This window comes from Streptomyces sp. NPDC059851 (assembly GCF_042732005.1).
In the GTDB taxonomy this organism is placed as follows: Bacteria; Actinomycetota; Actinomycetes; order Streptomycetales; family Streptomycetaceae; genus Streptomyces.
The window spans coordinates 1-26,395 of the sequence record NZ_JBHWJJ010000040.1 but is presented as its reverse complement, the minus strand read 5'-3'; the positions used below and the strand labels follow the sequence as shown (position 1 = coordinate 26,395).

23 protein-coding genes and 2 pseudogenes are annotated in these 26,395 nt (G+C 74.8%); 13 read left to right on the top strand and 12 right to left on the bottom strand.

Translation table 11 applies throughout. From position 1 onward, the window contains the following. Window positions 1-115: 115 nt before the first annotated feature. The 4 genes from msrB to ACFV7Q_RS16535 form a co-directional block, all read right to left on the bottom strand. A complete protein-coding gene (gene msrB / locus ACFV7Q_RS16550) occupies window positions 116-523 on the bottom strand; it encodes a peptide-methionine (R)-S-oxide reductase MsrB (protein ID WP_385428927.1) in 408 nt (135 codons plus the stop codon). Between the two features lie 54 nt (window positions 524-577). Further along, the gene (gene murC / locus ACFV7Q_RS16545; RefSeq protein ID WP_385428925.1) at window positions 578-1,978 is read right to left on the bottom strand and encodes a UDP-N-acetylmuramate--L-alanine ligase; all 1,401 of its coding nucleotides are present in this window, start codon (window positions 1,976-1,978) and stop codon (window positions 578-580) included. Window positions 1,979-2,127: 149 nt separating this feature from the next. Beyond that, a complete protein-coding gene (locus ACFV7Q_RS16540; RefSeq protein ID WP_385428923.1) occupies window positions 2,128-2,595 on the bottom strand; it encodes an indole-3-glycerol phosphate synthase in 468 nt (155 codons plus the stop codon). A 135-nt stretch (window positions 2,596-2,730) separates the two neighbouring features. After that, the gene (locus tag ACFV7Q_RS16535; protein ID WP_385428922.1) at window positions 2,731-3,582 is read right to left on the bottom strand and encodes a pyrimidine reductase family protein; all 852 of its coding nucleotides are present in this window, start codon (window positions 3,580-3,582) and stop codon (window positions 2,731-2,733) included. 36 nt (window positions 3,583-3,618) lie between these two features. Here ACFV7Q_RS16535 and zapE point away from each other — a divergent pair, with 36 nt between their 5' ends. The 4 genes from zapE to ACFV7Q_RS16515 all read left to right on the top strand — a co-directional run bounded on the left by zapE (window position 3,619) and on the right by ACFV7Q_RS16515 (window position 7,803). Further along, a complete protein-coding gene (gene zapE, locus ACFV7Q_RS16530; RefSeq protein WP_385428920.1) occupies window positions 3,619-4,728 on the top strand; it encodes a cell division protein ZapE in 1,110 nt (369 codons plus the stop codon). A 73-nt stretch (window positions 4,729-4,801) separates the two neighbouring features. Next, on the top strand, window positions 4,802-5,227 hold the full coding sequence (locus tag ACFV7Q_RS16525; RefSeq protein WP_385428919.1) for an OsmC family protein: 426 nt from the start codon (window positions 4,802-4,804) through the stop codon (window positions 5,225-5,227). Window positions 5,228-5,447: 220 nt separating this feature from the next. Further along, on the top strand, window positions 5,448-6,797 hold the full coding sequence (locus ACFV7Q_RS16520; protein WP_385428917.1) for an alkaline phosphatase PhoX: 1,350 nt from the start codon (window positions 5,448-5,450) through the stop codon (window positions 6,795-6,797). 97 nt (window positions 6,798-6,894) lie between these two features. Beyond that, entirely contained in the window at window positions 6,895-7,803 is a 909-nt protein-coding gene (locus tag ACFV7Q_RS16515) for a polysaccharide deacetylase family protein (protein ID WP_385428915.1), read from the top strand. Window positions 7,804-8,054: 251 nt separating this feature from the next. Here the strand turns inward: ACFV7Q_RS16515 and ACFV7Q_RS16510 are convergent, their stop codons facing one another. The 3 genes from ACFV7Q_RS16510 to ACFV7Q_RS16500 are packed head-to-tail and all read right to left on the bottom strand — an operon-like array spanning window position 8,055 to window position 10,233. Next, window positions 8,055-8,738: an ABC transporter gene (locus ACFV7Q_RS16510; protein WP_385428913.1), complete on the bottom strand. Its 684-nt coding sequence runs from the start codon at window positions 8,736-8,738 to the stop codon at window positions 8,055-8,057. Continuing rightward, window positions 8,735-9,559: an ATP-binding cassette domain-containing protein gene (locus ACFV7Q_RS16505; protein WP_385428980.1), complete on the bottom strand. Its 825-nt coding sequence runs from the start codon at window positions 9,557-9,559 to the stop codon at window positions 8,735-8,737. The genes ACFV7Q_RS16510 and ACFV7Q_RS16505 overlap by 4 nt, the downstream gene beginning before the upstream one ends. Next, entirely contained in the window at window positions 9,556-10,233 is a 678-nt protein-coding gene (locus ACFV7Q_RS16500) for an AIM24 family protein (RefSeq protein ID WP_385428911.1), read from the bottom strand. Before ACFV7Q_RS16500 ends, ACFV7Q_RS16505 begins: the two co-directional genes overlap by 4 nt. A 71-nt stretch (window positions 10,234-10,304) precedes the next feature. Between ACFV7Q_RS16500 and ACFV7Q_RS16495 the strand changes: the two genes are divergently transcribed. Beyond that, on the top strand, window positions 10,305-11,063 hold the full coding sequence (locus ACFV7Q_RS16495; RefSeq protein ID WP_385428909.1) for an aminoacyl-tRNA hydrolase: 759 nt from the start codon (window positions 10,305-10,307) through the stop codon (window positions 11,061-11,063). A 120-nt stretch (window positions 11,064-11,183) separates the two neighbouring features. On the opposite strand, the pseudogene ACFV7Q_RS16490 reads toward ACFV7Q_RS16495, so the two are convergent. Both ACFV7Q_RS16490 and ACFV7Q_RS16485 read right to left on the bottom strand, forming a co-directional pair. Then, window positions 11,184-11,312, bottom strand: a pseudogene (locus ACFV7Q_RS16490) (transcriptional regulator); the annotation flags it as partial. A gap of 116 nt (window positions 11,313-11,428) precedes the next feature. Beyond that, window positions 11,429-11,719, bottom strand: a pseudogene (locus ACFV7Q_RS16485) (Scr1 family TA system antitoxin-like transcriptional regulator); the annotation flags it as partial. Window positions 11,720-12,661: 942 nt separating this feature from the next. Between ACFV7Q_RS16485 and ACFV7Q_RS16480 the strand changes: the two are divergent. The 3 genes from ACFV7Q_RS16480 to ACFV7Q_RS16470 all read left to right on the top strand — a co-directional run bounded on the left by ACFV7Q_RS16480 (window position 12,662) and on the right by ACFV7Q_RS16470 (window position 16,848). Then, window positions 12,662-13,966 carry a DUF692 domain-containing protein gene (locus tag ACFV7Q_RS16480; protein WP_385428907.1) on the top strand — a complete coding sequence of 435 codons (1,305 nt, stop codon included), beginning with the start codon at window positions 12,662-12,664 and terminating at the stop codon, window positions 13,964-13,966. After that, a complete protein-coding gene (locus ACFV7Q_RS16475; RefSeq protein WP_385428906.1) occupies window positions 13,963-15,018 on the top strand; it encodes a TIGR04222 domain-containing membrane protein in 1,056 nt (351 codons plus the stop codon). The genes ACFV7Q_RS16480 and ACFV7Q_RS16475 overlap by 4 nt, the downstream gene beginning before the upstream one ends. A gap of 108 nt (window positions 15,019-15,126) precedes the next feature. After that, window positions 15,127-16,848: an alpha/beta hydrolase gene (locus ACFV7Q_RS16470; RefSeq protein WP_385428905.1), complete on the top strand. Its 1,722-nt coding sequence runs from the start codon at window positions 15,127-15,129 to the stop codon at window positions 16,846-16,848. Between the two features lie 99 nt (window positions 16,849-16,947). On the opposite strand, the gene hemQ is transcribed toward ACFV7Q_RS16470, so the two are convergent. After that, window positions 16,948-17,661: a hydrogen peroxide-dependent heme synthase gene (gene hemQ, locus ACFV7Q_RS16465; protein WP_385428903.1), complete on the bottom strand. Its 714-nt coding sequence runs from the start codon at window positions 17,659-17,661 to the stop codon at window positions 16,948-16,950. 23 nt (window positions 17,662-17,684) lie between these two features. Then, window positions 17,685-19,148, bottom strand: a complete 1,464-nt coding sequence (gene hemG, locus ACFV7Q_RS16460) for a protoporphyrinogen oxidase (protein ID WP_385428978.1) — start codon at window positions 19,146-19,148, stop codon at window positions 17,685-17,687. 173 nt (window positions 19,149-19,321) lie between these two features. On the opposite strand from hemG, the gene ACFV7Q_RS16455 reads away from it, so the two are divergent. Continuing rightward, window positions 19,322-20,440, top strand: a complete 1,119-nt coding sequence (locus tag ACFV7Q_RS16455; RefSeq protein WP_385428902.1) for a DUF4349 domain-containing protein — start codon at window positions 19,322-19,324, stop codon at window positions 20,438-20,440. A 180-nt stretch (window positions 20,441-20,620) separates the two neighbouring features. Then, the gene (locus ACFV7Q_RS16450; RefSeq protein WP_385428977.1) at window positions 20,621-22,003 is read left to right on the top strand and encodes an FAD-dependent oxidoreductase; all 1,383 of its coding nucleotides are present in this window, start codon (window positions 20,621-20,623) and stop codon (window positions 22,001-22,003) included. Window positions 22,004-22,045: 42 nt separating this feature from the next. Here ACFV7Q_RS16450 and hemE read toward each other — a convergent pair whose 3' ends face one another. Next, window positions 22,046-23,110: a uroporphyrinogen decarboxylase gene (gene hemE, locus ACFV7Q_RS16445; RefSeq protein WP_385428900.1), complete on the bottom strand. Its 1,065-nt coding sequence runs from the start codon at window positions 23,108-23,110 to the stop codon at window positions 22,046-22,048. 91 nt (window positions 23,111-23,201) lie between these two features. On the opposite strand from hemE, the gene ACFV7Q_RS16440 reads away from it, so the two are divergent. From ACFV7Q_RS16440 to ACFV7Q_RS16430, 3 genes are all read left to right on the top strand, one after another. Beyond that, window positions 23,202-23,858 carry a DUF3000 domain-containing protein gene (locus ACFV7Q_RS16440; RefSeq protein WP_385428899.1) on the top strand — a complete coding sequence of 219 codons (657 nt, stop codon included), beginning with the start codon at window positions 23,202-23,204 and terminating at the stop codon, window positions 23,856-23,858. A gap of 289 nt (window positions 23,859-24,147) precedes the next feature. Further along, window positions 24,148-24,807: a response regulator transcription factor gene (locus tag ACFV7Q_RS16435; RefSeq protein WP_360633383.1), complete on the top strand. Its 660-nt coding sequence runs from the start codon at window positions 24,148-24,150 to the stop codon at window positions 24,805-24,807. Window positions 24,808-25,106: 299 nt separating this feature from the next. Further along, on the top strand, window positions 25,107-26,378 hold the full coding sequence (locus tag ACFV7Q_RS16430) for an HRDC domain-containing protein (protein ID WP_385428898.1): 1,272 nt from the start codon (window positions 25,107-25,109) through the stop codon (window positions 26,376-26,378). Window positions 26,379-26,395: the final 17 nt, after the last annotated feature.

Here is a 26,395-nt window from a genome sequence, read left to right as displayed (position 1 = left end):
GGTTCCTCGACCGGAGCGCCTCGTCCCGGTTCGCCGACGGAGGCGACGCCGCCTGCGCCGCCCGACACGGCCTGACCCGACCGCGCCGGGAGGGCAGGGGCCGGGTCAGTTGGTCTCAGCCCTCGTCCGGAGCCAGGCGGAGGGAGATCGAGTTGATGCAGTAGCGCTGGTCCGTGGGGGTCGGGTAGCCCTCGCCCTCGAAGACGTGGCCCAGGTGGGAGCCGCAGCGGGCGCAGAGGACCTCGGTGCGGACCATGCCGTGCGAGGTGTCGGCCCGCAGTTCGACCGCGTCCGAGTCCTTCGGGTCGTAGAAGGACGGCCAGCCGCAGTGCGACTCGAACTTCTCGGTGGAGCGGAAGAGCTCGGCGCCGCAGCCGCGGCAGCTGTAGATGCCGGGCGTCTTGGTGTCCGTGTACTCGCCTCGGAACGCCGGCTCGGTGCCCGCCAGCCGCAGTACCTGGTACTCGGACGGCGTCAGCTCCGCCTGCCACTGCTCGTCCGTCTTCTCGACCTCGTACGCCATGGCTCTTCCGCTCCCTCTCCCTGTGTCTTCTCGTCCGGCCCGTCGACCCGTAGGTCAGCCGGACAGGCGGGCCAGGATCGCCGGACCGAGGTCCGTGACGTCTCCCGCGCCCATCGTCAGAACGAGATCACCCGGCTTCGCCATTCCCGCGATGACGTCGGCGACGGCGGCCTTGTCGTGCTCGGCGGTGACGTCGGCGCCGGCCGCACGCGCGGCCGCGATGATGATCTCGCTGGTGACCCCCGGGATCGGGTCCTCGCGGGCCGGGTAGATGTCCAGGACCACGGCGGAGTCGGCGAGGGCGAGGGACTGGCCCATCTCCTTGCCCAGCTCCTGGGTGCGCGAGAACAGGTGCGGCTGGAAGACGACCAGGATCCGGGAGTCCCCGGCCGCCCCGCGGATGGCCTCCAGGTCGGCGGTCATCTCGGTGGGGTGGTGGGCGTAGGAGTCGATGACCTGTACGCCGGCGGCCTCGCCCTTGAGCTGGAGGCGGCGCTTGACGCCGGTGTACTTGCCGAGGGCGGAGGCCAGGTCGTCGGCGGGGATGCCGAGGGCCACGCCGGCGGCGAGGGCGGCGACGGCGTTGTGCGCGTAGTGGCGGCCGGGCACGGAGACGGTGAAGACGATCTCGCAGCCGTCGATCACGACGGAGACCTCGCTGGTCAGGCCGCGGGGGGTGATCTTCCGGATCCAGACGTCGGCGGCCTGGTCCTCACCGTACGTGGTGATCATCAGCTGGGGGTTGCCGCTGACGCGGGCGGCGATCTCGGCCGCGCCGGCCTGGCCGTGGGCGACGACCAGGGTGCCGCCGGGCACGATCTTGCCGACGAAGGTCTCGAAGGACTCGTAGATCTCGTCCATCGACGCGTAGTTCGCGTGGTGGTCGAGCTCCGCGTTCAGGATGATCGCGACCTGCGGGGTGTACTTGTGGAAGCTGCGGTCGCTCTCGTCCGCCTCGGCCACGAAGATGTCGCCGGTCCCGTGGTGGGCGTTGGAGCCCGGGGCGTCGAGGTCGCCGCCGATGGCGTACGAGGGGTCCAGGCCGAGCGCCGACAGGGAGACCGCCAGCATCGAGGTGGTGGTGGTCTTGCCGTGGGTGCCGGCGACGGCGATCGGCCGCAGGCCGTCCATCAGGGCGGCGAGGGCGTCGGAGCGGTGCACGACGGGGATGCCGAGCTCGGCGGCGCGGGCGAGCTCGGGGTTGTCGGCGCGGATCGCGCTGGAGACGACCACGCAGGTGGCGTCGTCGGCGAGGTGCCCGGCGGCGTGCCCGATGTGGACGGTGGCGCCGTGGGCGCGCAGCGCCTGGGCGGTGTCGGAGTCGCGGGCGTCACTGCCGGCGACCCGGGCGCCGCGCTGGGCGAGGATCTTCGCGATGCCGGACATTCCGGCGCCGCCGATGCCGATGAAGTGCGGGCGTTCCATGGCGTTCGGCAGGCCGGGCGGCGGCGTCATATCGGGGCTCCCCAAGGTGCGGGTCGGGCGGTTCGGGCGGTACGGCGGTGCGTGCCGAGCGGGTCCGCCGGTCGGCCCGCCGTGCGGGCCGGCCCGGTGGGCTCGACGGGTGTCGGCCGGTCGGCTCGACGGGTGTGTCGGACGCCAGCCTATTCGTTGTGGGCGAAGAGCTTGAGCACCGGAACCCCGACCTTGTGGCGGGCGCGGGAGGCCCAGTCCCGGTGGAAGAACTCCTCGACGAAGTGCGGGGCGGTCAGAACGATCACCTCGTCGGCCTTCGAGGCCTCGACGACCTCGCGCAGTTTGTCGAGCGGATGGTGCTGGACGATCTCCCCCACGGCCTGGGCGCCTCTCCTGCGCAGGGCCTCCAGGGAGTGGGCGAGGGCCTGCTCGGCGGGGCCGAGCGCGGCCTCGCCCTCGGGGATGTCGGCCTCGTGCAGGGCCTCGGGCAGCTCGCCGAGGGCGACGTCGTCGATGGCGCGCAGCAGCCGGTCCTGGTCGCCCCGGGGCTGCATGAGCACGATGAAGGAGACCGGGTCGTCCCCGTGCAGGCTGGTCACGAAGTCCGCGTCGACGGCGGTCAGCGGCTGCTCGATCATCAAAACGCTCGTGAACACGGACGCCCTCTCCTCCATTGGCCGCGGTCAGGCGGCCGCAGCCCTGCGGAAACCATCCTGCCCCGCTCTCGCACGGGGCGTGCGCAGATATATGTGCCCAGCGGAAGCCAAGCGGAACGAGGAATTCCGCTTTTGTCAGATCCGACGGTAGCTCGTGAAGAGGAACCCGGCCTCCTCCAGCACGGAGGCCGGTGCGAGCCGGTGCGGCACGGCCACCGCGGGCCCTCCGGCGATGCGCTGGGCGTCACCGGCCGTGAGCATCGGGGAGATCGTCAGGCACAGCTCGTCGAGCACGTCGGCGGCCACGAACTGGCCCAGCAACCGGGGCCCGCCCTCGGTCAGCTGACGGCGCAGCCCGCGGGCGGCGAGCTCCCGTACCGCGCGGACCGGGTCCACGGCGGCCCCGTCCCCGGCCACCACGATCTCGGCCCCGGCCCGGGACGCCTCGGCCACCTTGTCGGCCGGGGCGCCGGCGCCGGTGACGAGGAGCGTCGGCACCAGGGGGGAGGTGAACAGGGGCAGCGAGTAGTCCAGGTCCGCCCCGGCCGTGACCACCGCGATGGCGGGCGCGGGCCCCTGCCCGGCGGCCGCGCGGCGGGCCGCGAAGGCCTCCCGCGCCCGGGCCGGGCGGTACCCCTCCTGGCGAACCGTTTCCGCGCCGGCGATGACCACATCGGCCAGCGCCCGCAGGGTGCCGAAGACCCGCATGTCGGTGTCACTGGAGATCGGCTGCGAGCGACCCTCGTGCTGGGCGGCGCCGTCCAGGGTCGACACCATGTTCGCCCGCAGCCAGTGGCCGTCCGGCCCGATCTCGGGGTACGCGTAGGCCTCGGCCAGCTCGTCCAGCGACCACTCGCGGTCCTCGAAGGCCGCGGGGTGCCCACCGGGCCGGTCCGCGGGACCACCGCCCCGGGGACGGGAGCCGCCCTCGGGACGGGGGCCCTCGGGGCGGGGTGTCTGATCGGTCACAGGGAACAGGCGTCGCATCGGTGCAGTGTGCCACGCCGCGTACAGTGAGGAGCTGTGCCAACATCACTCTCCGCCTCCGGTTCCACCCACGGGCGATCCCCGATAGCCGACGCGGGCCCGCAGTCCCTCTGCGCCCGCGAGCCCCGGGTGCCCGCCGAGCGGCTGGTGGCCGAGATGGTGCCCCCGCCGCGGTTCGACTCGGTGCGCTTCGACACGTACGTGCCGGACCCCACCCAGCCCAGCCAGGCCGAGGCCGTCTCCACCCTCAGCGGCTTCGCCGCCGGGCTGGGCGGCGCGCACGCCAGCGGCTCCGGCAAGCGGCGCTGGTTCTCCCGCGCCCCGAAGGCCGCGGCCCCCGCCGCCCCGCGCGGGGTGTACCTCGACGGCGGCTACGGCGTCGGCAAGACCCACCTGCTGGCCTCCCTGTGGCACGCGACCCCGGCCGAGCCCGCACTGAAGGCCTTCGGCACCTTCGTGGAGCTGACCAACCTGGTCGGCGCCCTCGGCTTCCAGCAGACGGTGGAGACCCTGGGCGGGCACCGGCTGCTGTGCATCGACGAGTTCGAGCTCGACGACCCGGGCGACACCGTGCTCGTGTCCTCCCTGCTCAGCCGGCTGGTCGAGCGGGGCGTGGCGCTGGCCGCCACCTCCAACACGCTGCCCGGCAAGCTCGGCGAGGGCAGGTTCGCCGCAGTGGACTTCCTGCGCGAGATCCAGGGGCTCTCCGCGCACTTCCGGCCGCTGCGCATCGACGGCCAGGACTACCGCCACCGCGGGTTGCCGGAGGCACCGGCACCGTTCTCGGACGAGCAGGTGACGAAGGCCGCGTACGCGACCGGGGGCGCGAGCCTGGACGACTTCCCCGGCCTCCTCGACCACCTGGCCAAGGTGCACCCCAGCCGGTACGGCGCCCTCACCGAGGGCGTGTCCGCGGTCTGCCTCACCGACGTGGTCCCGGTGCCGGACCAGTCGACCGCGCTGCGGCTCGTCGTGCTCGCGGACCGGCTGTACGACCGCGAGATACCGGTGCTCGCCTCGGGTGTCCCGTTCGACAGGCTGTTCAGCGACGACATGCTGAACGGCGGCTACCGCAAGAAGTACTTCCGCGCCATATCCCGGCTCACGGCCCTGGCGCGCGACGCGAAACCCCTGGTGTCCCAGTAGGTTTGGGGGCGCCGGGCCGCTTTTCGGGCGGACCGGCCGTTCTCCACTTTCCTGCGAAGGGATACCAGCGACCATGGCCACCACCCGTCACGCACACACCGTCTGGGAAGGCAACCTGCTGGAGGGCAAGGGTGTCGTCACCCTCGATTCCTCGGGCATCGGTTCGTACGACGTCTCCTGGCCCTCCCGTGCGGAGGCCGCGAACGGCAAGACCAGCCCGGAGGAGCTGATCGCGGCCGCGCACTCCAGCTGCTTCTCGATGGCCCTGTCCCACGGCCTGACCGGCAAGGGCACCCCGCCGACCCGCCTGGAGACCAAGGCGGACGTCACCTTCCAGCCGGGCGAGGGCATCACCGGCATCCACCTGACCGTGGAGGGCACGGTCCCCGGGCTGGACGAGGCGGGCTTCCAGGCCGCGGCCGAGGACGCCAAGAAGAACTGCCCGGTCAGCCAGGCCCTGACGGGCACCACCATCACCCTCAGCGCCACGCTCGCCTGACGCCCTGACGGGCCCCGTCCCGCGGATCCGCCCCGGGAGCCGGGGCGCCCGCGCCGCCGCCCCGGGGCCGGCACCACCGCAGACGCCCCGGCCCGCCCGGATCGGCCGGGGCGTTCCGGGCGGCCGGTGGGGTGAGGGAGCGGGCGGGGTGTCCGGGGGCGCGACGGCGGACGTGGTACCACGGGCCGGTCAACTGCCGCCCTCGCCCCGGGGAACCGCCATGTCCCTCTCCCGCCGCAGTCTGCTCGCCGCCGGCATCACCCTCGTCGGGAGCCTCGGCGCACTCCACGCCGCCGACCCGCGGGCCGCCGCCCGGGCCCGGGCCGGGTACGGGCCCCTCCTGCCCGACCCGGACGGGCTGCTCGACCTGCCCGCCGGGTTCACCTACCGCGTGCTGTCCCGGGCCGGCGACCCGCTGCGCTCCGGCGAGGGCACCGTACCCGCCAACTGCGACGGCATGGCCGCCTTCGCGGCCGGCGCCGACGGCGGGGTCCGGCTCGTCCGCAACCACGAGAACCGGACCACGGCGACCGTCCGCGTCCCGGCCGTCGACGGCCTGACGTACGACCCCGCCGCCCTCGGCGGTTGCACCCTCCTCGACCTCGACCCGATGGGCCGGGTCACCTCCGAGCGCGTCGCCCTCGCCGGCACCGCCGTCAACTGCGCGGGCGGCCGCACCCCCTGGAACACGTGGCTGAGCTGCGAAGAGACCGAGGACCGGGCGGGCACCTCCGGCTACACCCGCGACCACGGCTACGTGTTCGAGGTCGACCCCGCCGACCCGCACCGCTCCGGTGCCGTCCCGCTGACCGCCCTGGGCCGCTTCGCCCACGAGGCCGTCGCCGTGGACCCGGACCGCGGCACCGTCTACGAGACCGAGGACGCCTTCGTCGAACCCTTCGGGCTCTTCTTCCGCTTCCTGCCCGCGCGGCCGCTCGGCGGCACCGGCTCGCTGCGGGCCGGCGGGCGCCTTGAGGCGCTGCGCGTGCCGGGGGTGCCGGACCTGTCCGTCGTCACCGAGCCCGGTGCCGAGTTCCCGGCCGAGTGGGTGCCCGTACCCGACCCCTCGGCGGCCGGCACCCCGATCCGGTTCCAGGACTTCGGGCCGGGCGGCATCACCCACGCCCAGAAGCTGGAAGGCTGCTACTGGGGCGGCAACGGCGGCGTCCACTTCGTCTCCAGCTACGCCCGCAGCGCCGAGGGGGCCGCAGCCGACCACCACGGCCAAGTGTGGTTCCACGACCCGGCGCGGCGCACGGTCCGGCTGGACGTGGTCTTCGGGCCGGCCACCGACGTCCAGCTGCCGGGAGACGCCCCCGACAACATCTGCCTCGCCCCCGACGGCGGCCTGATGGTGTGCGAGGACGGCGGCGGCGCCCAGTACGTCTTCGGGGTCACGCCGGCCGGTGAGGTCTATCCGGTGGCCCGCAACGCCGACGACATCGGCACGCCCGGAGCCCCCGAGTTCGGCGAGTTCGCCGGGGTGACCTTCTCTCCGGACGGGCGGACCCTGTACGTCAACGCCTACGCGCCCGGCACCACCTTCGCCGTGACCGGCCCCTGGCACTGAGCCGGCTCCTGCGTCCCCGGCGCGCGGACGGGGGATTGGCGCACCCACCCCCGCGCCGTGAACATCGGTCAATCAGATCGTCATATATTTTGCGTGCGTGACCCTTTCTGTGCGCAATGCGGTGGCCACGGCCGCCCTCGGTGCCGCGCTCTGCACCGCCCTCGCCGGATGCGGAGGCGGCAGTACCCCCGCCTCCTCCGGTGCGGGCGGGCAGGCCCGTCTGGGCACCCCCGCCGCCCCCGCGCCGGCGGCGTCCTCCCCCCACGCCCCCCCGTCCGCCCCGGCCGCCGCCCCCGGACCCGGCAAGGTCCCGACCCTGCCGCCCGGCCCGAACGGCCTGACCCCGGTCTTCGAACGGGCGAAGCAGCAGACCGAGAAGACCGTCGCCCTGACCTTCGACGCCGACATGACCTCGGACCAGGGGCCGCGCGCCGCCGGCGGGGAGCACTTCGACAACCCCCAGCTGATCTCCACGCTGCGGTCCCTCAAGGTGCCGTCCACGATCTTCATGACGGGCCGCTGGGCCGAGGAGTACCCCGACCAGGTGAAGGCGATCGGCACCGACCCGAACTTCGAGATCGCGAACCACTCCTACAGCCACCACGCCTTCAAGTCCCCCTGCTACGGGCTCCCCGCCCTCGACGCCGCGGCCGCCCGGGCCGACGTGGACCGGGCCTTCGCCGCGTTCCGCACGGCCGGCGCCGTCAACACCGTCCCCTACTTCCGCTTCCCCGGCGGCTGCTACGACGACCAGGCGCTGCGGGCCCTGTCCACGGCCAAGGTCACCGCGGTGCAGTGGGACGTGGTCAGCGGGGACGCCTTCGCCAAGGACCCGAACGCGGTGGCCCAGCAGGTGATCGCCGGGGTGAAGCCGGGCTCGGTGGTGGTGATGCACTGCACGCGCAGCGCCGCCCCCGTCACCGAGGAGGCCATCCGCAAGATCGTCCCGGAGCTCCGCAACCGCGGCTACCGGTTCGTGAAGGTGTCCGAGCTCATCGGAAAGTAGGCGCGGCCGCCCCGGGCCGGCTCCGGGCCCGACCCCCGCAGCCCGCGCATGCCGGGCGGGGCGGGACGGCGGGGCGGGACGGCTGGTGCCCGACCGACTGACGGGCGACCGACCGACGGCGGGGCGGGACGGCGGGTGGCCGACCGAACGACGGGAGGCCGAACGACGGGCGACCGAACGACGGGAGGCCGAACGACCGGGCGCCCGACCGGCCCGGCCGGCCGAGACCCCGGACGGGAAGCGGCGCCCGCTCAGCCGCGCCGACGGGCAGCCAGGCAGGCCACCGCCCCCGCCCCGCAGGCCAGCACCAGCGCCGACACGGCGGCTGCCGCCAGCCCGGCCGACGCCACCGTGCCCGTACGGGACCCCACGACCAGCGCGGTCACCGCACCGCGGGCCGGGGACCCGGACAGGCCCAGGGCCGCCAGGGAGCCGAGGCCGCCGGCCAGGACCGCGAAACCCGTAGGACGCACCAGTGGCCGGCTGCACACCGCCCCGACCGCCGCACCGGCCAGCGCGCAGGCCGGCACCGCCAGTGCCGCCGCTGCCGCAGCCGCCCCGGCCGTCACCACGGCACGCCCGCCCACCAGCAGCACCACCGCGGCGGCCACCGCCCCGGCGAGCAGCGCCCCGCCCAGCGCGGTCAGCAGGGCCGCCGCGTGCACGCGTACGGGGCCTGCTGCGGCGGCGGCGCAATCGCGCGCGGCGGCGGGCTCGTTGGTGACGCAGACCCGGACGAGCCAGGCGGCGACGGGCACCAGCCCGGCCGCCGCCCACCCCAGCGAGTCGAGCACCGGCTCACCGGGCCGGATCCCGGCGGCCAGGAAGGCGGCGTACAGCAGCAGCGGGCCGATCCACCGCTGCGAACGCAGCAGCAGCGCGCTCTGATAGCGCACCAGCGCGGCGAGCGGGGCCAGCCCGGTGAATCCGGTCACGGCAGCTCCTCCACACCTCGGACGTGCCAGGGAGGCGTCGCCGTGAGCAGGGCGCGCAGCACGGCGTCGGACCGGGCAGCGGGCACCGTGACCAGCAGGCCGCCGTCGGGAGCGAGCGGGGCGGTGTCCAGGCCGAGCGGCGGCACCGCACCTGCCGGTCCGGCCGCCCGGATCCGTACCCAGGGCCCTGTTCGCCCACCCTCCGGCTCGGGGACGGGCACGAGACCGGTCCCCTCCACCCGGTGGCGGGCGTCGGCCGCGTCCGCGAGCCGCGCCGGGTCGTGGTCGACGAAGACCACCGCCCCGCCGGCGGCCGTCCGTTCGGCGACGGCCCCGTCCAGTTCGGCACGGGCCGACGCGTCGAGACCCGTCCAGGCCTCGTCGAGGACGAGCAGGCCGGGCTCGGCGAGCAGGGCCTGGGCGACGGCGACCTTCTGGCTGCTGCCCTTGGACAGTTCGGCGAGCGGGGTGCGGGCGTGAGCGCCGGCCCCGAACCGCTCCAGCCAGTACGCCGCCCGACGCTCGGCCTCGGCCCGCGGCAGCCCGTGCACCCGGCCCATGTGGCTGAGGTAGGCCGCCGCGGTGAGAGGAAGGGCCGCCGGGAAGCGTTCGGGCACGAAGGCGGTGCGACGCGGGCGCCCCCTCACGCGCCCCTCCGTCGGGGCGTCGATCCCGGCGATGATCCGCATCAGCGTCGACTTGCCGCCGCCGTTGCGGCCCTCGATGCGCACGAGCGTCCCCGGCGCCAGCTCCAGGGAGACGCCCCGCAGCACCCAGGGCCGCCGGGGCCCGTGGCGGCGTCCGACACCGGTCAGCTTCAGTGGGCGGCCGCCGTCGCCTCGGTGACCTCGCTGGGCCGGACGATGACGAAGCCGTCGCCGGACAGCTTCAGCTGGACGGCCTCGCCGGAGCCGCCGCGCAGCATGGAGCCGACGGACTGGGAGCGGTGCAGGTGCGTCTCCAGCCGCGCGCTCCAGCCGACCACCGCGTCCGTGTCCACGTACACCGGGGACTGCGGGGTGACGGGTATGACGATCGGGTTGCCGTCGCAGACCACGGCGAGCTTGCCGGTGCCGGTGAAGACGCTGTTGAAGAGGCCGCCGCCCGTCATGCCGGCACCCTTCACCATCTTGATCTCGTACGCGAGGGTGGAGTCGAAGCAGAGCACGTTGCGCCCGTTGACGCTCAGGGCGTCGCCCGGCTCGAAGTCGACGATGAAGCAGTTGCCGGCCTGGTGGGCGAACCAGGCCTCGCCCTGACCGCGGACGGCCATCAGCGGCAGCCCCTCGCCGGTGACGGCGCGCTTGAGCATGCCGCCTATGCCCTGGCCCTTGCGCTCGAACTGCAGGTTGCCGCGGAAGGCGACCATCGAGCCCTGCCGGGCGAGCATCTCACCGTTGACGGCGTACTTCACCGACTTGGCGTTCTGCAGGGACATGCCGGGGGCGGCAGCCGGCTGGGCAAGGTTCTCGGACGAGAAAAGGTCGCTCTTCATGAGCCTGATCCTCACCCGGCCGGCACCCCCGCGGCATCCTCCTGGAGGCGGAGCCTGGCATCCTTGGCAGGATGAGCAGCCAGGACACGCACCACACTTCAGACGTACCCGCCGTGGGGGCCGACAGCCCGTTCCGGCAGGGGCGCATCGCCCGCGACGACGCCCCGCAGTTCGTGCTGCCCCTGGTCGTACGGATCGAGAAGGCCGAACCGCCCGCCCGTACGGACGCGTTGGAGACGGCCGCCCGCGCCGTCCTGGTCCTGCTGTCGGACGAGCGCGCGCACGGCGAGGGCGAGTGGGCGCAGGCGGTGCGCGACTGGCAGGACGCGCGGATCCGCAAGGTGGTCCGGCGGGCGCGCGGCGCGGAATGGCGCAAGACCGACACCCTCCCCGGCATCACGGTGCACGGCGAAGCGGCGGAGGTCCGGGTCTTCCCGCCGATCCCGCTGGACGGCTGGCCCAAGGAGCTGGCCAAGCTCCAGGTGTCGGGCACGGACCTGGACGACCCGGCCCCGCTCGCCCCGCCCACCCCCGAGGTCCCCGTCCTCTGGCTCAACCCGGACCTGGACATGTCCGCCGGCAAGGCGATGGCCCAGGCCGGTCACGCGGCCCAGCTCGCCTGGTGGGAACTGACCGCCGCAGAACGCACGGCCTGGCAGCAGTCGGGCTTCCCCCTCCAGGTCCGCACGGCCGACCGCACCACCTGGCCGACCCTGACCACCAGCGGCCTCCCCCTGGTCCGCGACGCGGGCTTCACGGAGATCCCCTCCGGCTCGGCCACGGTCATCGCCGACCACCCCGCCCTGCGGTCCCGCCTCACGCACCGCTGACGGGCGGCGAGGACGCTCCTTGCGCACGGCCTGCTCGTGGAGGACGTCGATGGCCGCGACGATCAGGGCGCGCGCTTCCGGTCCGTACACGGCCATCCGCTGCAGCGCTGAGAACGCCCGCTCGTACAAGGCGATGTCGCTGGAGTGGGTCACCGTGACGCGGGCGGCCAGCAGTTCCACGGACACGAGCGTGTCGTCGTACATGTGGAAGGTCTCCAGCGGCCACTGCAGCCGTTCCCGCCTCGCCACGGGGATGACGCCGACCGAGACGGCCGGCAGGGCGGACGCCGCCAGGACGTGCCGGGTTGGGCGGCCATGGCCTCGGGGTCGGCGAGCTGGTACCGGAGGGCGGAACCCTCGATGACCATGACGAACCGGCGGCCCGGCTCCCGCGTGATCAGGTTCCGCTCCATGCGCGCGGCGACGGCGTCCGCCACGTCGTCGGGAATCTCGCGGAATGCGGAGATGGCACGGAGGAGCCCCGTGGCGTAGCCCTCGGCTCGCAGGAGCCCGGGCAGGAGGGTCGCCGAGTGGACGCGGAAGAGCCGCGTCGACCGGAACAGGGGTACGTAGCTCTGCTGCAGCTGGCGCAGGCCGGTGGGAACGCGGCGTCGCCACTCGACGGAGAGCGACTCGGCCGTCCGTGACGGGGCCACGATGTCGGCCGCCTGCTCCGGCACGCCGCATGCCGCGCACCACCGGCGGATGTCGTCCGGCGAGGGCGGCGTGATCGCGTTCTCCTGGGCCCGTGGGGTCCTCGGTACCGCATGCCTGGCTCGGGCTGGGCGTGCGGGACTTGCTCAGCGGCAGGGTCGGAACCCTGAGGGACGTCTGCGTCGAAGAGGACCGGTTCGGCCGCCGCTACGACGCCGCGTACGTTCGCGGCGCAGACGCTCGTGAGTGCGTCGTCCCCGCCGCGCAGATGCGGTTGGCGCCGTGATGGCGCAGAGCGTGGCCTGTGGTGGGGCGCCGCTGCCGTCGTACGAGCAGCTCACCGCCGACCGGGCCCGCGGCCGGGACTGCGTCGCCTGCGGCGGGCGGTTGGGCGACGACGCCGTGTTCGCCGGCCTGGTCGCGGGCCAGGACGGGCCCGTATCCCATGACCGTCAACGGGTGGGCGGGCCCGCCGCCTGGAGCCGACCGGTGACCGCGGTCCGGATCTGCGCCCGCTGCCAGCGGCCGAATCGCGGCCGCGCACTTCGCGACGATCACCGTCGACTCGGCGAGCGGCGCCCGTCCGGACCAGCACGCCCACCGCCGCGGCGACCCGGCGTGCCGCCCGATCAGGGCGGGTGCCCGGTGACCGAGCGGGCCCGCCGGGCCCGTATGGGCTGGTCGTCCCCCGGATCTCGTACCTGCCGGTGCACGGGGTTTCCCCGGGGTCACGGGCATCGGCCCGGGCCCCACCACGGTGACGGGCGGAGGGGGCGAGCTCCTTCCGCCCTACGGGCGCGACCTCCCGGCGCCGGCCGTGTGGAACCTCAAATGTTGCTCTGAACGTCCCCTCCCCCGGATTGGCCCTGGTCCAGCGGGGTCATGACATCGGCACACGGGCCCGTACGCGGACCGCTGAGAGGGGGCAAGGGGACATGAAGCCCATGGAACGACTGGGGGTCGGCATCGGCTGGCGGCCGGAGATCGCCGAGGTGATCGAGCGGCTGCCGGGCCTGGACTGGGTCGAGGTGGTGGCCGAGAACATCTGCCCCGGCCATCTGCCCGACCCGCTGCGGCGGCTGCTCGACCGCGGCGTGCGCGTCGTGCCGCACGGGGTTTCGCTGGGGCTGGGCGGGGCCGACCGGCCCGACCCGCAGAAGCTGGCCGCGCTCGCCGAGCGGGCGGTGGCCCTGGGGGCGCCTCTGGTCACCGAGCACATCGCGTTCGTACGGACCTCCTCGCCGGTGCTGGAGGCCGGCCATCTGCTGCCGGTGCAGCGGACCCGGGAGGCCCTCGACGTGCTGTGCGAGAACGTCCGGATCGCGCAGGACGCCCTGCCGGTGCCACTCGCGCTGGAGAACATCGCCGCGCTGATCCGGTGGCCCGGCGAGGAGCTGACGGAGGCACAGTTCCTGACGGAGCTGGTGGAGCGGACCGGGGTCCGGCTGCTGATCGACGTCGCGAACCTGCACACCAACCGGATCAACCGCGGCGAGGACCCGGCCGCGGTGTTGGACGGGATCCCGCTGGAGGCGCTGGCGTACGTGCACGTCGCCGGGGGCGTGGAGCGGGACGGGGTGTGGCACGACACGCACGCGCACCCGGTGCCTCCCGCCGTGCTGGAGATCCTGGCGGAGCTGGGCCGGCGGACGGCCCCGGCCGGGGTGCTGCTGGAGCGCGACGACGACTTCCCGGCGGAGGAGGAGCTGGCCGGGGAGTTGGACGCCGTTCGTGCGGCGGTGGGGACCGCGGCGCCGCAGCCGTCCCTGCCCGTCACCGCCGTGGGCGCCCCCGCGGCGGACGGGGTCGCGGCGGCGCGGACCCGGGTCGGGCTGGAGCAGGCCGCGCTGTTGTCCGCTCTCGTCGCCGGCACGCCCGTGCCCGAGGGCTTCGACCGGCAGCGCGTACGGGTCCAGGCGCGCGCCCTGGCCGCGAAGCGGGCCGACGTCGTCGCGAAGATCGCCCCCGAGCTGCCCGGGATCCTGGGCGGGCGGGCGCCGTTCCTCGAGGCCTTCCTCGCGTACGCCCGCTCCCGCCCCATGACCGGCGGATACCGCCGCGACGCCCTCGACTTCGCCGAGGACCTGCTGATCCGGGACCTGCCCGCCGACCCCGCCGCCCGGCGCCGGCTCACCGCCTGGTGGATGGACCGGGCCGGGGCGAGGCCGCCGGGGCGCCTCGTGCGCTGGGCCCACGCCCTGCTGGCCCGCACCCCGCTGGCCCGCACTTCCCTGGGGAGGGCGGCATGAACTTCTTCGTCCTCGACCTCTGGATCGGCGTCGTCGTCTCCTCGCTGCTGCTCGGGGTCGGGCTGCGGCGCGCCCGGCCCCGTACGGGGCACCCGGCTCCGCAGTTGCACGACCTGTCCGAGGCCGCGTTCCTCACGGGCGGGCCGGGCGGGGTCGTGGACACCGCGCTCGTCTCGCTCCTCTCCGACGGCCGGATGGCCGCCGGCGGGCCCGGCATCGTCCAGGTCCGACCCGGGGCCCGGGCCGCCGACCCGGCCGAGCGCGCCGTCCTCCAGGCGTACGCGCAGGCTCCTTCCGGCTGGCTGTACCAGGTGCGGTACGCCGCCATGATCGATCCCTCGGTCCAGGAGATCGGGGACGGGCTCGCCCACCGGGGGCTGCTCGCCCCGCCCGGCTGGGGGCGCACGTGGCGGCGCTGGGGCGCCGTCCAGGCGACGGTGTGCGCGGTCCTGCTGGTCCTGTCACTGCCGATGGTCGCCTTGCTGGCCTCGGTGAGCTCCCGCTCCGAGGTGTCGGCCTTCCTCGGTGTGTACCCGGTCCTGATCGGCGGCTTCGTCGTGGGCGCCGTGTGCGCGTCGCGGGCCAAACGGCGCGTCACCCCGGACGGGCGGCAGGCCCTGCGCGGGATGCGCGCCCTGTACGGGGGCGACGGCGGCCCGCAGGTGCGGACCGCCCTGTTCGGGCTGCTCGGCCTGCAGGACCCGTACCTGCGGTCCCTGCTGGTCCCTGCGGCCCGGGACACCCGGCTGGCCGCGGCCCAGCACCGGTCCCGGCTCGCCGGCTCCGGCGCCTCCGGCAACCCCCGCCGCTCCGACGCGCAGGACGCGGGCGGGTTCTCCGTCCTGGACGCAGTGCCGGTCGTCGTGTGGTGCGCGGCCAGCGACACCGGCGGGGCCGGATCCGGTTCGGGCTGCGGCAGCAGCGGGTCCAGTTGCGCCGGTGGCAGTGGGTCCAGCTCCGGCAGCAGCGGGTCGAGTTGCTCCAGTGGTTCCAGCGGTTCCAGCTGTAGCAGTTCCTCCGGGTCCAGTTGCAGTAGTAGCAGCAGCTCCTGACGCTCCCTCAAGCGGGCGACAGTCGGCCGACGCCCGGCGGGGGTCCTGTACAACTCCCCGCCCGGCACATCTCATCGGATCATCCGAGGAGATGAAGGGCGGCCTGTCATGAGGACCCTGCTCGACCGCCGCAGGGCCGCCGCGGCGGCCCTGCTCTGCTGCCTCGCCCCCTGTGCCCCGACCACGACGGCCGGCGCCGTCCCCGCCGCCGTCCCCGCCGCCGCCGTCCCCGCCGGCGCGTCGCCCGCCGCCGGGAACGCCGCCCGACGGGCCGCAGCCGCGGACGCCGGGGCCGAGCTGGTGGCCCGCCGGCTGGCCGGGCGGTCGCGGGACGGCGGCGGGCTGGCCTTCGGGCCCTGCCCGGCGGACGAGGAGCTGCCCTCCCCCGTCCGGTGCGCGGCCCTCACCGTTCCCCTCGACTACGCCCGCCCCGACGGCCCGCGGATCCGGCTCACCGTCAGCCGGGTCCCGGCCACCGGCCGCGGCGGCGTCGCCCGCCAGGGCGCACTCGTCTACAACCCCGGCGGACCCGGCGCTTCCGGGCTGTTCTTCCCCCTCGTCGCGGGCCTACCCGAGTGGGAGCGCATCGGCGCCGCCTACGACCTCGTCGGCTACGCCCCGCGCGGCGTCGGCGGCCCGGCCCCGCTGTCCTGCGAGGATCCGGCGGCCCCGGCACTGGCGGGCCCCACCCGGCTCCCGGCCGCCCCCTCCGCCGCGGACAAACACGCCCGTACCTCCGCCGCCCGTGCCTACGCCCGCGGCTGCGCGGAGCGGGCCGGGGCCGCGCTGCCGTACTACTCGACCCTGGACAACGCGCGCGACCTGCACGTGCTGCGGGCCGCGCTCGGCGAGTCGAAGCTGACCTTCATGGGGGCCTCGTACGGCACCTACCTGGGCGCCGTGTACGCCACCCGACACCCGGGGCACGTCCGCCGGATGGTCCTCGACTCCGCCGTGAACCCCGACCCGCGCCGCATCTGGTACCTCAACAACCTCGACCAGGCGGCCGGCTTCGAGCGCCGCTGGCACGACTTCCGGGCCTGGACGGCCCGCCACCACACGGTGTACGGGCTCGGCAGCACCCCGGAGGCCGTGCGGGCGAGCTACGAGAAGGTGCGGGGCGCGGTCGAACGCGCCCCGGCGGGCGGGGTCGTCGGCACCGGGGAGCTGCAGTCGGCGTTCCTCCAGGCCGCGTACTACGACGAGGTGTGGCCGGAGCGGGCCGCGGCGCTGTCGGCCTTCCTGGCCGGCAATCCCGCGCCACTGACCGAGCAGGCCCGGCCGGACCCGTCCCCGGGGGCGGCGGCCGACCGGGAGAACTCCCGGGCCGTCTACACGGCGGTGTTGTGCAACGACGCGCCCTGGCCGGCCAACTGGGCGGTCTGGGACCGCGACAACACGGAACTGGCGCGCCGGGCACCGTTCGAAACGTGGGCGAACGCCTTCCTGAACCTGCCGTGCGCGTACTGGCCGGTCCGCGAGCGGCAGCAGCCGGTGGCGGTGGGCGAGCAGGGAGCCGCACTCCCCGGCACGCTGGTGGTCGCGGCGGAGCGCGACGGGGCGACCCCGTACCCGGGGGCGCTGGAGCTCCAGCGGCGGCTCGGCCGACGGTCCTCGCTGGTCACGGAGGCGGGGGCCGGCACCCACGGGGTGGTCGGCGGGCGCAATGCGTGCGTGGACGGGCACGTGGAGCGGTACCTGCTGACGGGCGCCACTCCGGGGTGGCGCGTCACGTGTGCGCCGCATCCGGAGCCCGCACCGGTGTCGCTGGACGACGGGGCAGCAGGATCCGGGAAGGTACCCAGGGCTCTGCTGCCACCGGCCGTCTGAACTTCCGGGGCGGGATCTCCGGCTGCGTCGTTTCGGGGGCAGGGCCTCCCGATCCGCCGGAGGAGGTCAGTCCCCCGGCCGTTCCCCCCTGGGGAGGTTTCAGGCGAGCCCGGCCACCAGATCGGCGACGGACTTGCGGCGCCCGGTGAAGAAGGGAACCTCTTCCCGGACGTGCATACGGGCCTCGGAGGCGCGCAGGTGGCGCATGAGGTCCACGATGCGGTACAGCTCGTCGGCCTCGAAGGCCAGCAGCCACTCGTAGTCGCCCAGCGAGAAGGAGGCGACCGTGTTGGCGCGGACGTCCGGGAAGCCGCGGGCCATCTTGCCGTGGTCGGCGAGCATGCGGCGGCGGTCCTCGTCGGGCAGCAGGTACCAGTCGTAGCTGCGCACGAAGGGGTAGACGCTGACGTAGTCGCGGGCGACCTCGTCGGCCAGGAAGGCCGGGATGTGCGACTTGTTGAACTCGGCCGGGCGGTGCAGGGCCATGTTCGACCACACCGGCTCCAGCGCACGGCCCAGCTTGGTGCGGCGGAACAGGTTGTACGCGGTCTGCAGCTCGTCGGCCGTCTCCGCGTGCCACCAGATCATGACGTCCGCGTCCGCGCGCAGACCGGAGACGTCATAGGTGCCGCGCACGGTGATGTCCTTGGCGGCGAGCTGGTCGAAGAGCTCCTGGACCTCGTCGGCGAAGCCGGACCGGTCCTCGGGGAGCACGTCCTTCAGCTTGAAGACGGACCACAGGGTGTAGCGGATGACCTCGTTGAGGTCCTTCGCCTTCTTCCCCGCGTTGGGAATCTTCTCTGGTGCAGTCATGTGTCCATTGTCCCGTGCGCTGATCAGTGGTCGGCGCCAGGGGTCCCCAACGTGGCGATGACCACGTCGGCGGCCTTCCCGGCACTCGCGATGCACGCCGGGATGCCGACGCCCTCGTACAGGGCGCCGCACACGGCGAGGCCCGGCAGGGCGGCGACGGCGGTGCGGATCCGGTCCACCCGGGCGAGGTGGCCGACCGGGTACTGGGGCAGGCCGCCGTCCCAGCGGGTGACGGTGGAGGCCACCGGGCGGGCGGCGAGGCCGACCGCCTCGCCGAGGTCACGCAGCGAGACGTCGACCAGCTCGGAGTCCTCGCGGCCCAGGTCGGCCTCGTCGGCGTAGCGGCCGACGGAGGTGCGCAGCAGGAAGAGGTCGGGGTCGGCGCCGGCCCAGGACCACTTGCTGCTGGAGAAGGTGGACGCCTTGATGGTCCGGCCGTCGACGGGCGGTACGAGGAAACCGCTGGCGCGGCCGTCGGTGATCGCAGCGGGCAGGTCGGAGCGCCGGAACGCCATGGTGACCAGGGCCATCGACGCGTACTCGACGGTGCGCAGCTCGGCCGCCGCGGCCGGGGCGAGGTCGGCGAGGAGCCGGGCGGCGGGTTCCGCCGGGACGGCCAGCACGACGGCGTCGGCGGCCACGGTTCCGGTGTCGGTGACGGCCTGCCAGCCCCCGGGGGAACGCCGGAGCCCGCGCACGGGGGTGTCGGTGCTGATCCGGGCGCCCGCGGCCCGGCAGGCGTCGGCGACGGCCTGCGGGAGCCGCCCGACGCCGCCTTCGATGCCGGAGAACACGGGGCCGGCCTGCTGCGGTTGCTCCGCGGCCCGGCGCTGGAGGTCGCGTACGGCCTCGCCGAGCGAGGCGTGCGACCGGGCGGCCTCGAACAGCTGGGGCACGGCGGCGCGCAGGGACAGGCGGTAGGCGTCACCGGCGTAGACCCCGCCGAGGAGGGGCTCGACGAGGCGGTCGACGACCTCGCGGCCGAAGCGGGCGGCGACGAACGCGCCGACGGCGACGTCCTCGCCGACCTCGGCGGGCGGCAGGTCGCGTTCGGCCTCGATCCGGGCCAGGCCCTCGGGGGAGAGCACCCCGGAAGCGGCCAGCGGCGCCAGGTCCCCGGGGACGCCCATGACGTGTCCGCGCGGCATGGGCCGCAGCGCCCCGCGGGTCCACAGGTGGGCGGTGGTGGTGGCCGGCGGCTGCAGCGCCCCGCCGAGGCCGACGGCCCGGGCCAGCTCCACGGCCTCGGGGCGGCGGGCCAGGACGGACTCCGCGCCCAGGTCGACGCGGGCGCCGGCGAGCTCGCCGGCGTACAGCTTGCCGCCGAGGCGGGGCCCCGCCTCCAGCAGCGTGACGCGGACGCCCGCCCCGAGCAGCCGGTGGGCCGCCGCGAGGCCGGCGATGCCGCCGCCGATGACGACGGCGTGGCGGGTCCGGGGGGTCGCCGGCTCCGTCCGGTCCGTTCCGTGCGCCGCGTCCGTACGCATGTCCGCTCCGTGCATGGACACATCGTCTCAGACCGATCACCGGGCGATCACCGAGGCCTGACCGTGACCGCATCGGGACCGTCCCGGGACCGCGGGAGCGAAACCGACGGGGCGACGGTGGACGTCGAAACGGCACGGCGTCAGCCGATCAGCCGACCCTTGGGGGGACAGCAGTGCAGACTCGGAACAACCCCGGCAACCCCGGCAACCCCGACAACCCCGGCCACCCCGACAGCCTTCGCACCGGAGGTCGTTCGCGCGGGCGGCGCGGCGCCGCGGCGTTGGCCGGCCTCGGCCTGGCGTGCGCGCTCGCGCTCACCGGATGCGGCGCCGAGAGCGAGGGCGCGGGCGCGGCCTCGGCGGAGAAGGCGGCGGGGGCCCCGCAGGCCCCCGCCCGGGACGGCAAGGCCGGGGCCGGAGCGGCCGCTCCCGCACCGGCGGACGGCGCGGCCGGGAGCCAGAAGGCGCCGGCGGCGGTCCGCCCGCACGTCATCCGGACCGCGAACCTCGGCATCGAGACGCCGGACGCCCGGAAGGTGCTGGCGGCGGCCCGTACGGCGGCGGAGGGCGCGGGCGGATACGTGGGCAACGAGTCGACCCGGCGCGGCGGGAGCGGCCGGATCGAGTCGACGCTGACCCTGCGGGTGCCCGCGGACCGGTTCGACTCCGTGATCGGTGCCCTGGAGGGCAGCGGCAAGCTGCTCCACCGGAAGGTGGAGGCGCAGGACGTCACCGAGAAGGTCGCCGACGTCGACAGCCGGGTCAAGTCGCAGCAGGCGAGCGTCGCGCGGGTGCGGGAGATGATGGAGAAGGCCACCGCGCTCGGCGACGTGGTCATGCTGGAGGGCGAGCTCAGCAAGCGCCAGTCGGACCTGGAGTCGCTGCTGGCCCAGCAGACCGCGCTGCGGGACCAGACCTCGATGGGCACGATCACGGTGGAGGTCGCGGAGCCGGCGGCCGACGGGTCGGAGCGCGAGAAGAAGGATGCACCGCCGTCCGTCATGGGCGCCCTGGCGGGCGGTTGGAACGCCTTCACGACGGTCCTGCGGTACGTGGTGCTGGCGGTGGCCGTGGTGCTGCCGTTCGCGGTGACGGCGGCGCTGGGGGCGCTGGCGTTCCGGCTGTACCGGCGGCTCCGCCCGTCGAAGCCGAAGACGGAGCTCCCGCCGAGGCCCGCCCGCACGGTCCCGGCGCCCCCGCGACCGTCGGACCCCGCCCCGCACCCGGACCCGGCCCCGCACCCGCACCCGGACCCGGCCCCGGCCCCGAGCCCGGACCAGGACCGGGGCTGAGGACGCCGTCCGGGGCCGTGGGCTGCCGCCCCGACGACGCTCAGGGCGTCGAGTCGGTTGCCCCGGCGCCCGCTGGCGCGCACGGTCCCGGACCCGACGGAACGGCCCCCGGTTCCGGACTGAAAGCCCGTACGCCCGTAGCGTGTTCCCCAGGAACGGTAGTGGAGGACGGTGCGGATGATGGCAGCGGAACGACTCGTGGTGGTCGGCGGTGACGCGGCGGGCATGTCCGCCGCGTCCCAGGCGCGGCGGCTGAAGGGCCCGGCGGAGCTGGAGATCGTCGCCTTCGAGCGCGGGCACTTCACCTCGTACTCCGCGTGCGGGATCCCGTACTGGATCGGCGGCCGGGTCCCCGAGCGGGACCACCTGATCGCCCGGACGCCCGAGGAGCACCGCGCCCGGGACATCGACCTGCGCACCCGGACGGAGGTCGTCGAGCTCGACCTGGCCGGGCGCCGGGTCCGGGCCCGCGACCTCGACTCGGGGGCCGAGTCCTGGACGGGCTACGACAAGCTCGTCCTGGCCACGGGCGCCCGCCCGGTCCGGCCCCGGCTGCCCGGGATCGGGGCGCACGGCGTGCACGGCGTACAGACCCTGGACGACGGACAGCGGCTGCTGGACACCCTGCAACGCACACCGGGCCGTCGGGCGGTCGTCGTCGGTGCGGGCTACATCGGCGTGGAGATGGCGGAGGCCCTGGTCCACCGGGGCTACGAGGTCACGGTCCTGCACCGCGGCGCCCAACCCATGGCCACCCTGGACCCGGACATGGGGGGCCTGGTGCACAGCGCCATGAACCGCATGGGCATCACCACGGTCGCGGGCGCCGAGGTGGTGGAGGTCCTCACCGACGAGGAGGGGCGGGCCCGGGCGGTGGCCACGGCGGCCGGCGACGAGTACCCGGCGGACGTGGTGGTCCTCGGCATCGGCGTCGAGCCCCGCACGGCCCTGGCCCGGGCGGCCGGACTGCCGCTCGGCACCTCGGGCGGCCTGCTGACGGACCTGTCGATGCGGGTCCGCGGCCACGACGACGTCTGGGCCGGCGGCGATTGCGTGGAGGTCCTGGACCTGGTGGCCGGCCGCCACCGGCACGTCCCCCTCGGCACGCACGCCAACAAGCACGGGCAGGTGATCGGCTCCGGCGTCGGCGGCGGCTACGCCACGTTCCCCGGCGTGGTCGGCACGGCCGTGAGCAAGGTCTGCGACCTGGAGATCGCCCGCACGGGGCTGCGGGAGCGGGACGCGCTCGACGCCGGCCTGCGCTTCGTGACGGCGACGATCAAATCCACCACCACGGCGGGCTACTACCCGACGGCCGCCGACATGACGGTCAAGATGCTGGCCGAGCGCCGCACGGGCCGGCTGCTGGGCGTGCAGATCGTCGGCGGGGCCGGGTCCGCGAAGCGGGTGGACATCGCGGCCGTCGCCCTCACCGCCGGCATGACGGTGGAACAGGTCGTCGCCCTGGACCTGGGCTACGCCCCGCCGTTCTCCCCGGTGTGGGACCCCGTCCTGGTGGCCGCCCGCAAGGCGGTCTCCGCGGTCCGCGCGGCGGGGGCGTGAGCCGAGCGGGCGGCCTCCCCCGTCCCCCGGCCCGGCCCGCGGCTAGCGCTGCGTCCTGGTGTGGACGTAGTCCACCAGGCGCGTCAGGGCCTCCGGGTCGGTGGTCGGCAGGACGCCGTGGCCCAGGTTGAACACGTGGCCCTCCAGCCCGGCGGCGGCCGCCAGGACCTCGTCCGTCTTGGCCTCGACGGCCTCGGTGGTGGAGAAGAGCACGGCGGGGTCGAGGTTGCCCTGGAGCGCCTTGCCGGGGCCGACGCGGCGGGCCGCCTCGTCCAGCGGGACCCGCCAGTCGACGCCGACGACGTCCGCGCCGGCCTCGCCCATGAGGCCGAGCAGTTCGCCGGTGCCCACGCCGAAGTGGATCCGCGGGATGCCGTAGGAAGCGACGGAGTCGAAGACCTTCGCCGAGGCGGGCATCACCGAGCGCCGGTAGTCCGCCGGCGCGAGGGCGCCCACCCAGGAGTCGAAGAGCTGGACCGCCGAGGCGCCGGCCTCGATCTGGACCTTCAGGAAGGCGGACGTGATCTCGGCCAGGCGGTCGAGGAGGTCCGCCCACAGCTGCGGGTCCCCGTACATGAGGGCCTTGGTGTGCTCGTGGTTGCGGGACGGGCCGCCCTCGACGAGGTAGCTCGCGAGGGTGAAAGGCGCGCCGGCGAAACCGATCAACGGCGTGGAGCCCAGTTCACCCGTGAGCATGCCGATCGCCTCGGTGACGTACGGGACGTCCTCGGGGGTCAGGTCGCGCAGCTGTGCGAGGTCCTCGCGGCGCCGGATCGGCTGGGCGACGACCGGGCCGACGCCCGGCTTGATGTCGAGGTCGATGCCGATGGCCTTGAGGGGCACGACGATGTCGGAGAAGAAGATCGCCGCGTCGACCTTGTGGCGGCGCACCGGCTGCAGGGTGATCTCGGTGACCAGGTCGGGGCGCATGCACGATTCGAGCATCGCGGTGCCCTCGCGCACCTGGCGGTACTCCGGCAGGGAGCGGCCGGCCTGACGCATGAACCACACCGGGGTGTGCGGCACCGGCTCACGGCGGCACGCCTTCAGGAAGGCGGAATCGTACGTCTGACTCGGCTGGCCCGTCGGGCGGTCGTTGGCGCTCACGCCGCAAATCTTCGCACGTACGGCGAAGAGCCCCACCCGGCGCGGGTGTCCCTGCGGCGCACGGGCCCTCGTTCCGCCTAGTCTTCCGGGCATGGCTGCGGCTCAGGGACGATTTTCAGATGGCGCCGACGGTATGGACAGCGGGAAGGAGAGCTCCGTCCCGCTCCCGTTCCGGCGGGCGGTCGAGGGGCTGGCGAAGGCGCGCCTGCGAGCGGGGATCGAGATCGACCCCGCGAGACCCCCGCAGCGGCTGGCCCCGTACGCCCACGCCCTGGAGGCGGCGGTCGTGGAGGGCGAGGAGGACCTGGCCGACGGCCGGCTGATCCTGCTGCACGACCCGGCCGGGCACGAGGCCTGGCGCGGAACGTTCCGCCTGGTGACGCTGGTCCGGGCGGAGCTGGAGCCGGAGATGGCCGCGGACCCGCTGCTGCCGGAGGTGTGCTGGTCCTGGCTGACCGGGGCCCTGGAGGCGCGGGGGCTGTCGTACGAGGAAGCGAGCGGCACCGTCACGATGGCGGGCTCGCACTACTTCGGCGGGCTCGCCGGGCGGCGGCCGGCCACGCAGATCGAGATCAGGGCCTCGTGGACTCCGCGCGAGGGCGTGGGCGGGGTGCCGGACACGTCCGGCCACCTGGCGGCCTGGTGCGAGCTGCTCTGCCAGGTGGCGGGGCTGCCGCCGCTCGGTCCGGGGGAGGCGGGGCCGGGTGTGGTCTCGCTGCCACAGAGGCGCGGTCCGCACCACCCGTAGCGGTGGGCCCGTACGGCGGCGCCGGGTCGCCCCCGGGTGCGGCCGTTCGTGGAACGACTGATCGAAAGACGGCGGGGGAGTGCCGGAACACGGCGCACGGTGCGGGCTTCTGATCACAGGATGATCGATCGTGCGTCCGAATTGCCCGAATTGTTACTCACCAAATCGTGATCATTCCCTAAAGCCGGGCGGGTGACGTGCCGAAGGAGGAGTCAGTGACCATCCGCACGGTTCGCACCGGCTTCCCTTCCCCGAGCCGGCCGTCCCGCCACTCCCCCAGGAGGCCTAGGTGTCCGTTCTTCTCGAGCAGCCCGCAAGCCTGGTCGCCTACCGCCCGAACAAGCCGACGGCCATGGTCGTCGTGGCCGACCCGCGCGTCCGTTCCACCGTGACCCGCCATCTGTGGGCCCTCGGAGTACGTGATGTCATCGAGGCGTCGTCCATCGCGGAGGCCCGCCCCCGGATCGGCAGCCCGCGCGACATCTGCGTGGCCGACGTGCACCTGCCGGACGGCTCCGGTCTGACCCTGCTCTCCGAGACCCGCGCGGCGGGCTGGCCGAACGGCCTGGCCCTGTCCGCCGCCGACGACATCGGCGCCGTGCGCAACGCCCTCGCGGGCGGGGTCAAGGGCTACGTCGTCACCGGCACCCGCACCAACATCGGGCTCCCCACCCGACCGGGCGCCGCCCCCATCGGCGCCGCGGCCCGCATGCACCGCCGCCCCCCGGGTGCCCCGAGCCACCCGGGCGGCTACCGCGAGCTCTCCGGCCGCGAGGTCGAGGTCCTGCGCCTCGTCGCCGAGGGCCAGTCCAACAAGGCCATCGGCGTTTCGATGGGCCTGTCCGCCCTGACCGTCAAGTCCCACCTCGCCCGCATCGCCCGCAAGCTGGGCACCGGTGACCGGGCGGGAATGGTCGCCGTCGCCCTGCGGACCGGCATCATCCACTGACGCACCCTTCCGACCCCCTGCCACCCGACCCGCCCGTCCGGCCCGCAGCCACCCGACCCGCCCGCACAGCCCGTACAGCCCGCCCAGCCGCCCTCCCCCGCTTCCGGCCCCCACAGCCGCCCGACCCGCCCGTCCAGCCGACAGCCCCGAGCGGACCTCCGGCTACCGCTTCCCCACGAACCGCCGGCACCGGGGTTTCCTCCGGGAGAACCCCGGGGAAACCTCCGCTCCTCCCCACCGCGCCCGTCGACGGAACGTTCCGGCGACGGGCGCGTCCCATCCGCGGATACCCTTGAGCGGTGACCGACGCCCAAGAGACCGCAGCAGACCTGCGCACCACCACCGGGGGCGGCCCCCCGGACGACGTCGACAAGGCGCCGATTCCCCTGCTCGCACCCCGCGAGGGGATCCCCCCGGTGATCGCCGACGGGGAAGCACTCGCCGGGGTGGTCGCGGCCTTCGCCGCGGGCACCGGACCCGTGGCGGTCGACGCCGAGCGCGCCTCCGGATACCGCTACGGCCAGCGCGCCTACCTGGTGCAGCTGCGCCGCGAGGGCGCGGGATCCGCGCTGATCGACCCCGTGGGATGCCCCGATCTGTCCGCACTGGGCGAGGCCCTGTCCGGTACCGAATGGATCCTGCACGCCGCCACCCAGGACCTGCCGTGCCTGCGCGAAATAGGCATGGTCCCGACCTCCCTCTTCGACACCGAGCTCGCCGGCCGGCTCGCCGGCTTCCCCCGCGTGGGACTGGGCGCGATGGTCGAGAGCGTCCTCGGCTACGCCCTGGAGAAGGGGCACTCCGCCGTCGACTGGTCGACCCGCCCGCTCCCCGAGCCGTGGCTGCGCTACGCGGCGCTCGACGTCGAGCTGCTGGGGGACCTGCGCGACGCGCTGGAGAAGGAACTGGACCGGCAGGGCAAGCTGGAGTGGGCCCGGCAGGAGTTCGACGCCATCGCCGCCGCCCCGCCCGCCCCGCCCCGCAAGGACCCCTGGCGCCGCACCTCCGGCATGCACAAGGTGCGCCGTCGCCGGCAGATGGCCGTCGTGCGCGAGCTGTGGGAGTCGCGCGACCGCATCGCGCAGCGGCGCGACGTCTCGCCGGGCAAGGTGCTGAGCGACGCCGCGATCGTCGAGGCCGCGCTCGCCCTGCCGGGGAACGTGCACGCGCTGGCTGCACTGCCCGGGTACGGGCAGCGGATGGGCCGGCGCCAGCTGGAGCAGTGGATGGCCGCCGTGGACCGGGCGAAGGCCCTGCCCGAGGGCGCACTGCCGCAGCCGGGGGCCAGCCCGGCGGGCCCGCCGCCGCCCCGCGCGTGGGCCGACAAGGACCCGGCCGCCGCGGCCCGGTTGTCGGCGGCCCGCTCGGCGGTGTCCGCGCTCGCCGAGCAGCTGGCCCTGCCGCAGGAGAACCTGATCACCCCGGACACCGTCCGGCGGTTGTGCTGGGAGCCGCCCAAGCGGATCGGCCAGGACACCGTGGGGGAGGCCCTGGCCGGCTACGGCGCCCGTCCGTGGCAGATCGAGCAGGTGACCCCGGCCTTGGTCGCGGCCCTGGCCGTGACCGCCTGACCCCGACACCGCACCAC

What these genes read in the sequence shown, in the direction of transcription:
- msrB (WP_385428927.1), bottom strand. Translation starts at nt 523, where the DNA reads ATGGCGTACGAGGTCGAGAAGACGGACGAGCAGTGGCAGGCGGAGCTG.
- murC (WP_385428925.1), bottom strand. Translation starts at nt 1,978, where the DNA reads ATGACGCCGCCGCCCGGCCTGCCGAACGCCATGGAACGCCCGCACTTC.
- ACFV7Q_RS16535 (WP_385428922.1), bottom strand. Translation starts at nt 3,582, where the DNA reads ATGCGACGCCTGTTCCCTGTGACCGATCAGACACCCCGCCCCGAGGGC.
- ACFV7Q_RS16525 (WP_385428919.1), top strand. Translation starts at nt 4,802, where the DNA reads ATGGCCACCACCCGTCACGCACACACCGTCTGGGAAGGCAACCTGCTG.
- ACFV7Q_RS16520 (WP_385428917.1), top strand. Translation starts at nt 5,448, where the DNA reads ATGTCCCTCTCCCGCCGCAGTCTGCTCGCCGCCGGCATCACCCTCGTC.
- ACFV7Q_RS16500 (WP_385428911.1), bottom strand. Translation starts at nt 10,233, where the DNA reads ATGAAGAGCGACCTTTTCTCGTCCGAGAACCTTGCCCAGCCGGCTGCC.
- ACFV7Q_RS16495 (WP_385428909.1), top strand. Translation starts at nt 10,305, where the DNA reads ATGAGCAGCCAGGACACGCACCACACTTCAGACGTACCCGCCGTGGGG.
- ACFV7Q_RS16480 (WP_385428907.1), top strand. Translation starts at nt 12,662, where the DNA reads ATGGAACGACTGGGGGTCGGCATCGGCTGGCGGCCGGAGATCGCCGAG.
- ACFV7Q_RS16475 (WP_385428906.1), top strand. Translation starts at nt 13,963, where the DNA reads ATGAACTTCTTCGTCCTCGACCTCTGGATCGGCGTCGTCGTCTCCTCG.
- ACFV7Q_RS16470 (WP_385428905.1), top strand. Translation starts at nt 15,127, where the DNA reads ATGAGGACCCTGCTCGACCGCCGCAGGGCCGCCGCGGCGGCCCTGCTC.
- hemQ (WP_385428903.1), bottom strand. Translation starts at nt 17,661, where the DNA reads ATGACTGCACCAGAGAAGATTCCCAACGCGGGGAAGAAGGCGAAGGAC.
- hemG (WP_385428978.1), bottom strand. Translation starts at nt 19,148, where the DNA reads ATGCGTACGGACGCGGCGCACGGAACGGACCGGACGGAGCCGGCGACC.
- ACFV7Q_RS16450 (WP_385428977.1), top strand. Translation starts at nt 20,621, where the DNA reads ATGGCAGCGGAACGACTCGTGGTGGTCGGCGGTGACGCGGCGGGCATG.
- ACFV7Q_RS16440 (WP_385428899.1), top strand. Translation starts at nt 23,202, where the DNA reads ATGGCTGCGGCTCAGGGACGATTTTCAGATGGCGCCGACGGTATGGAC.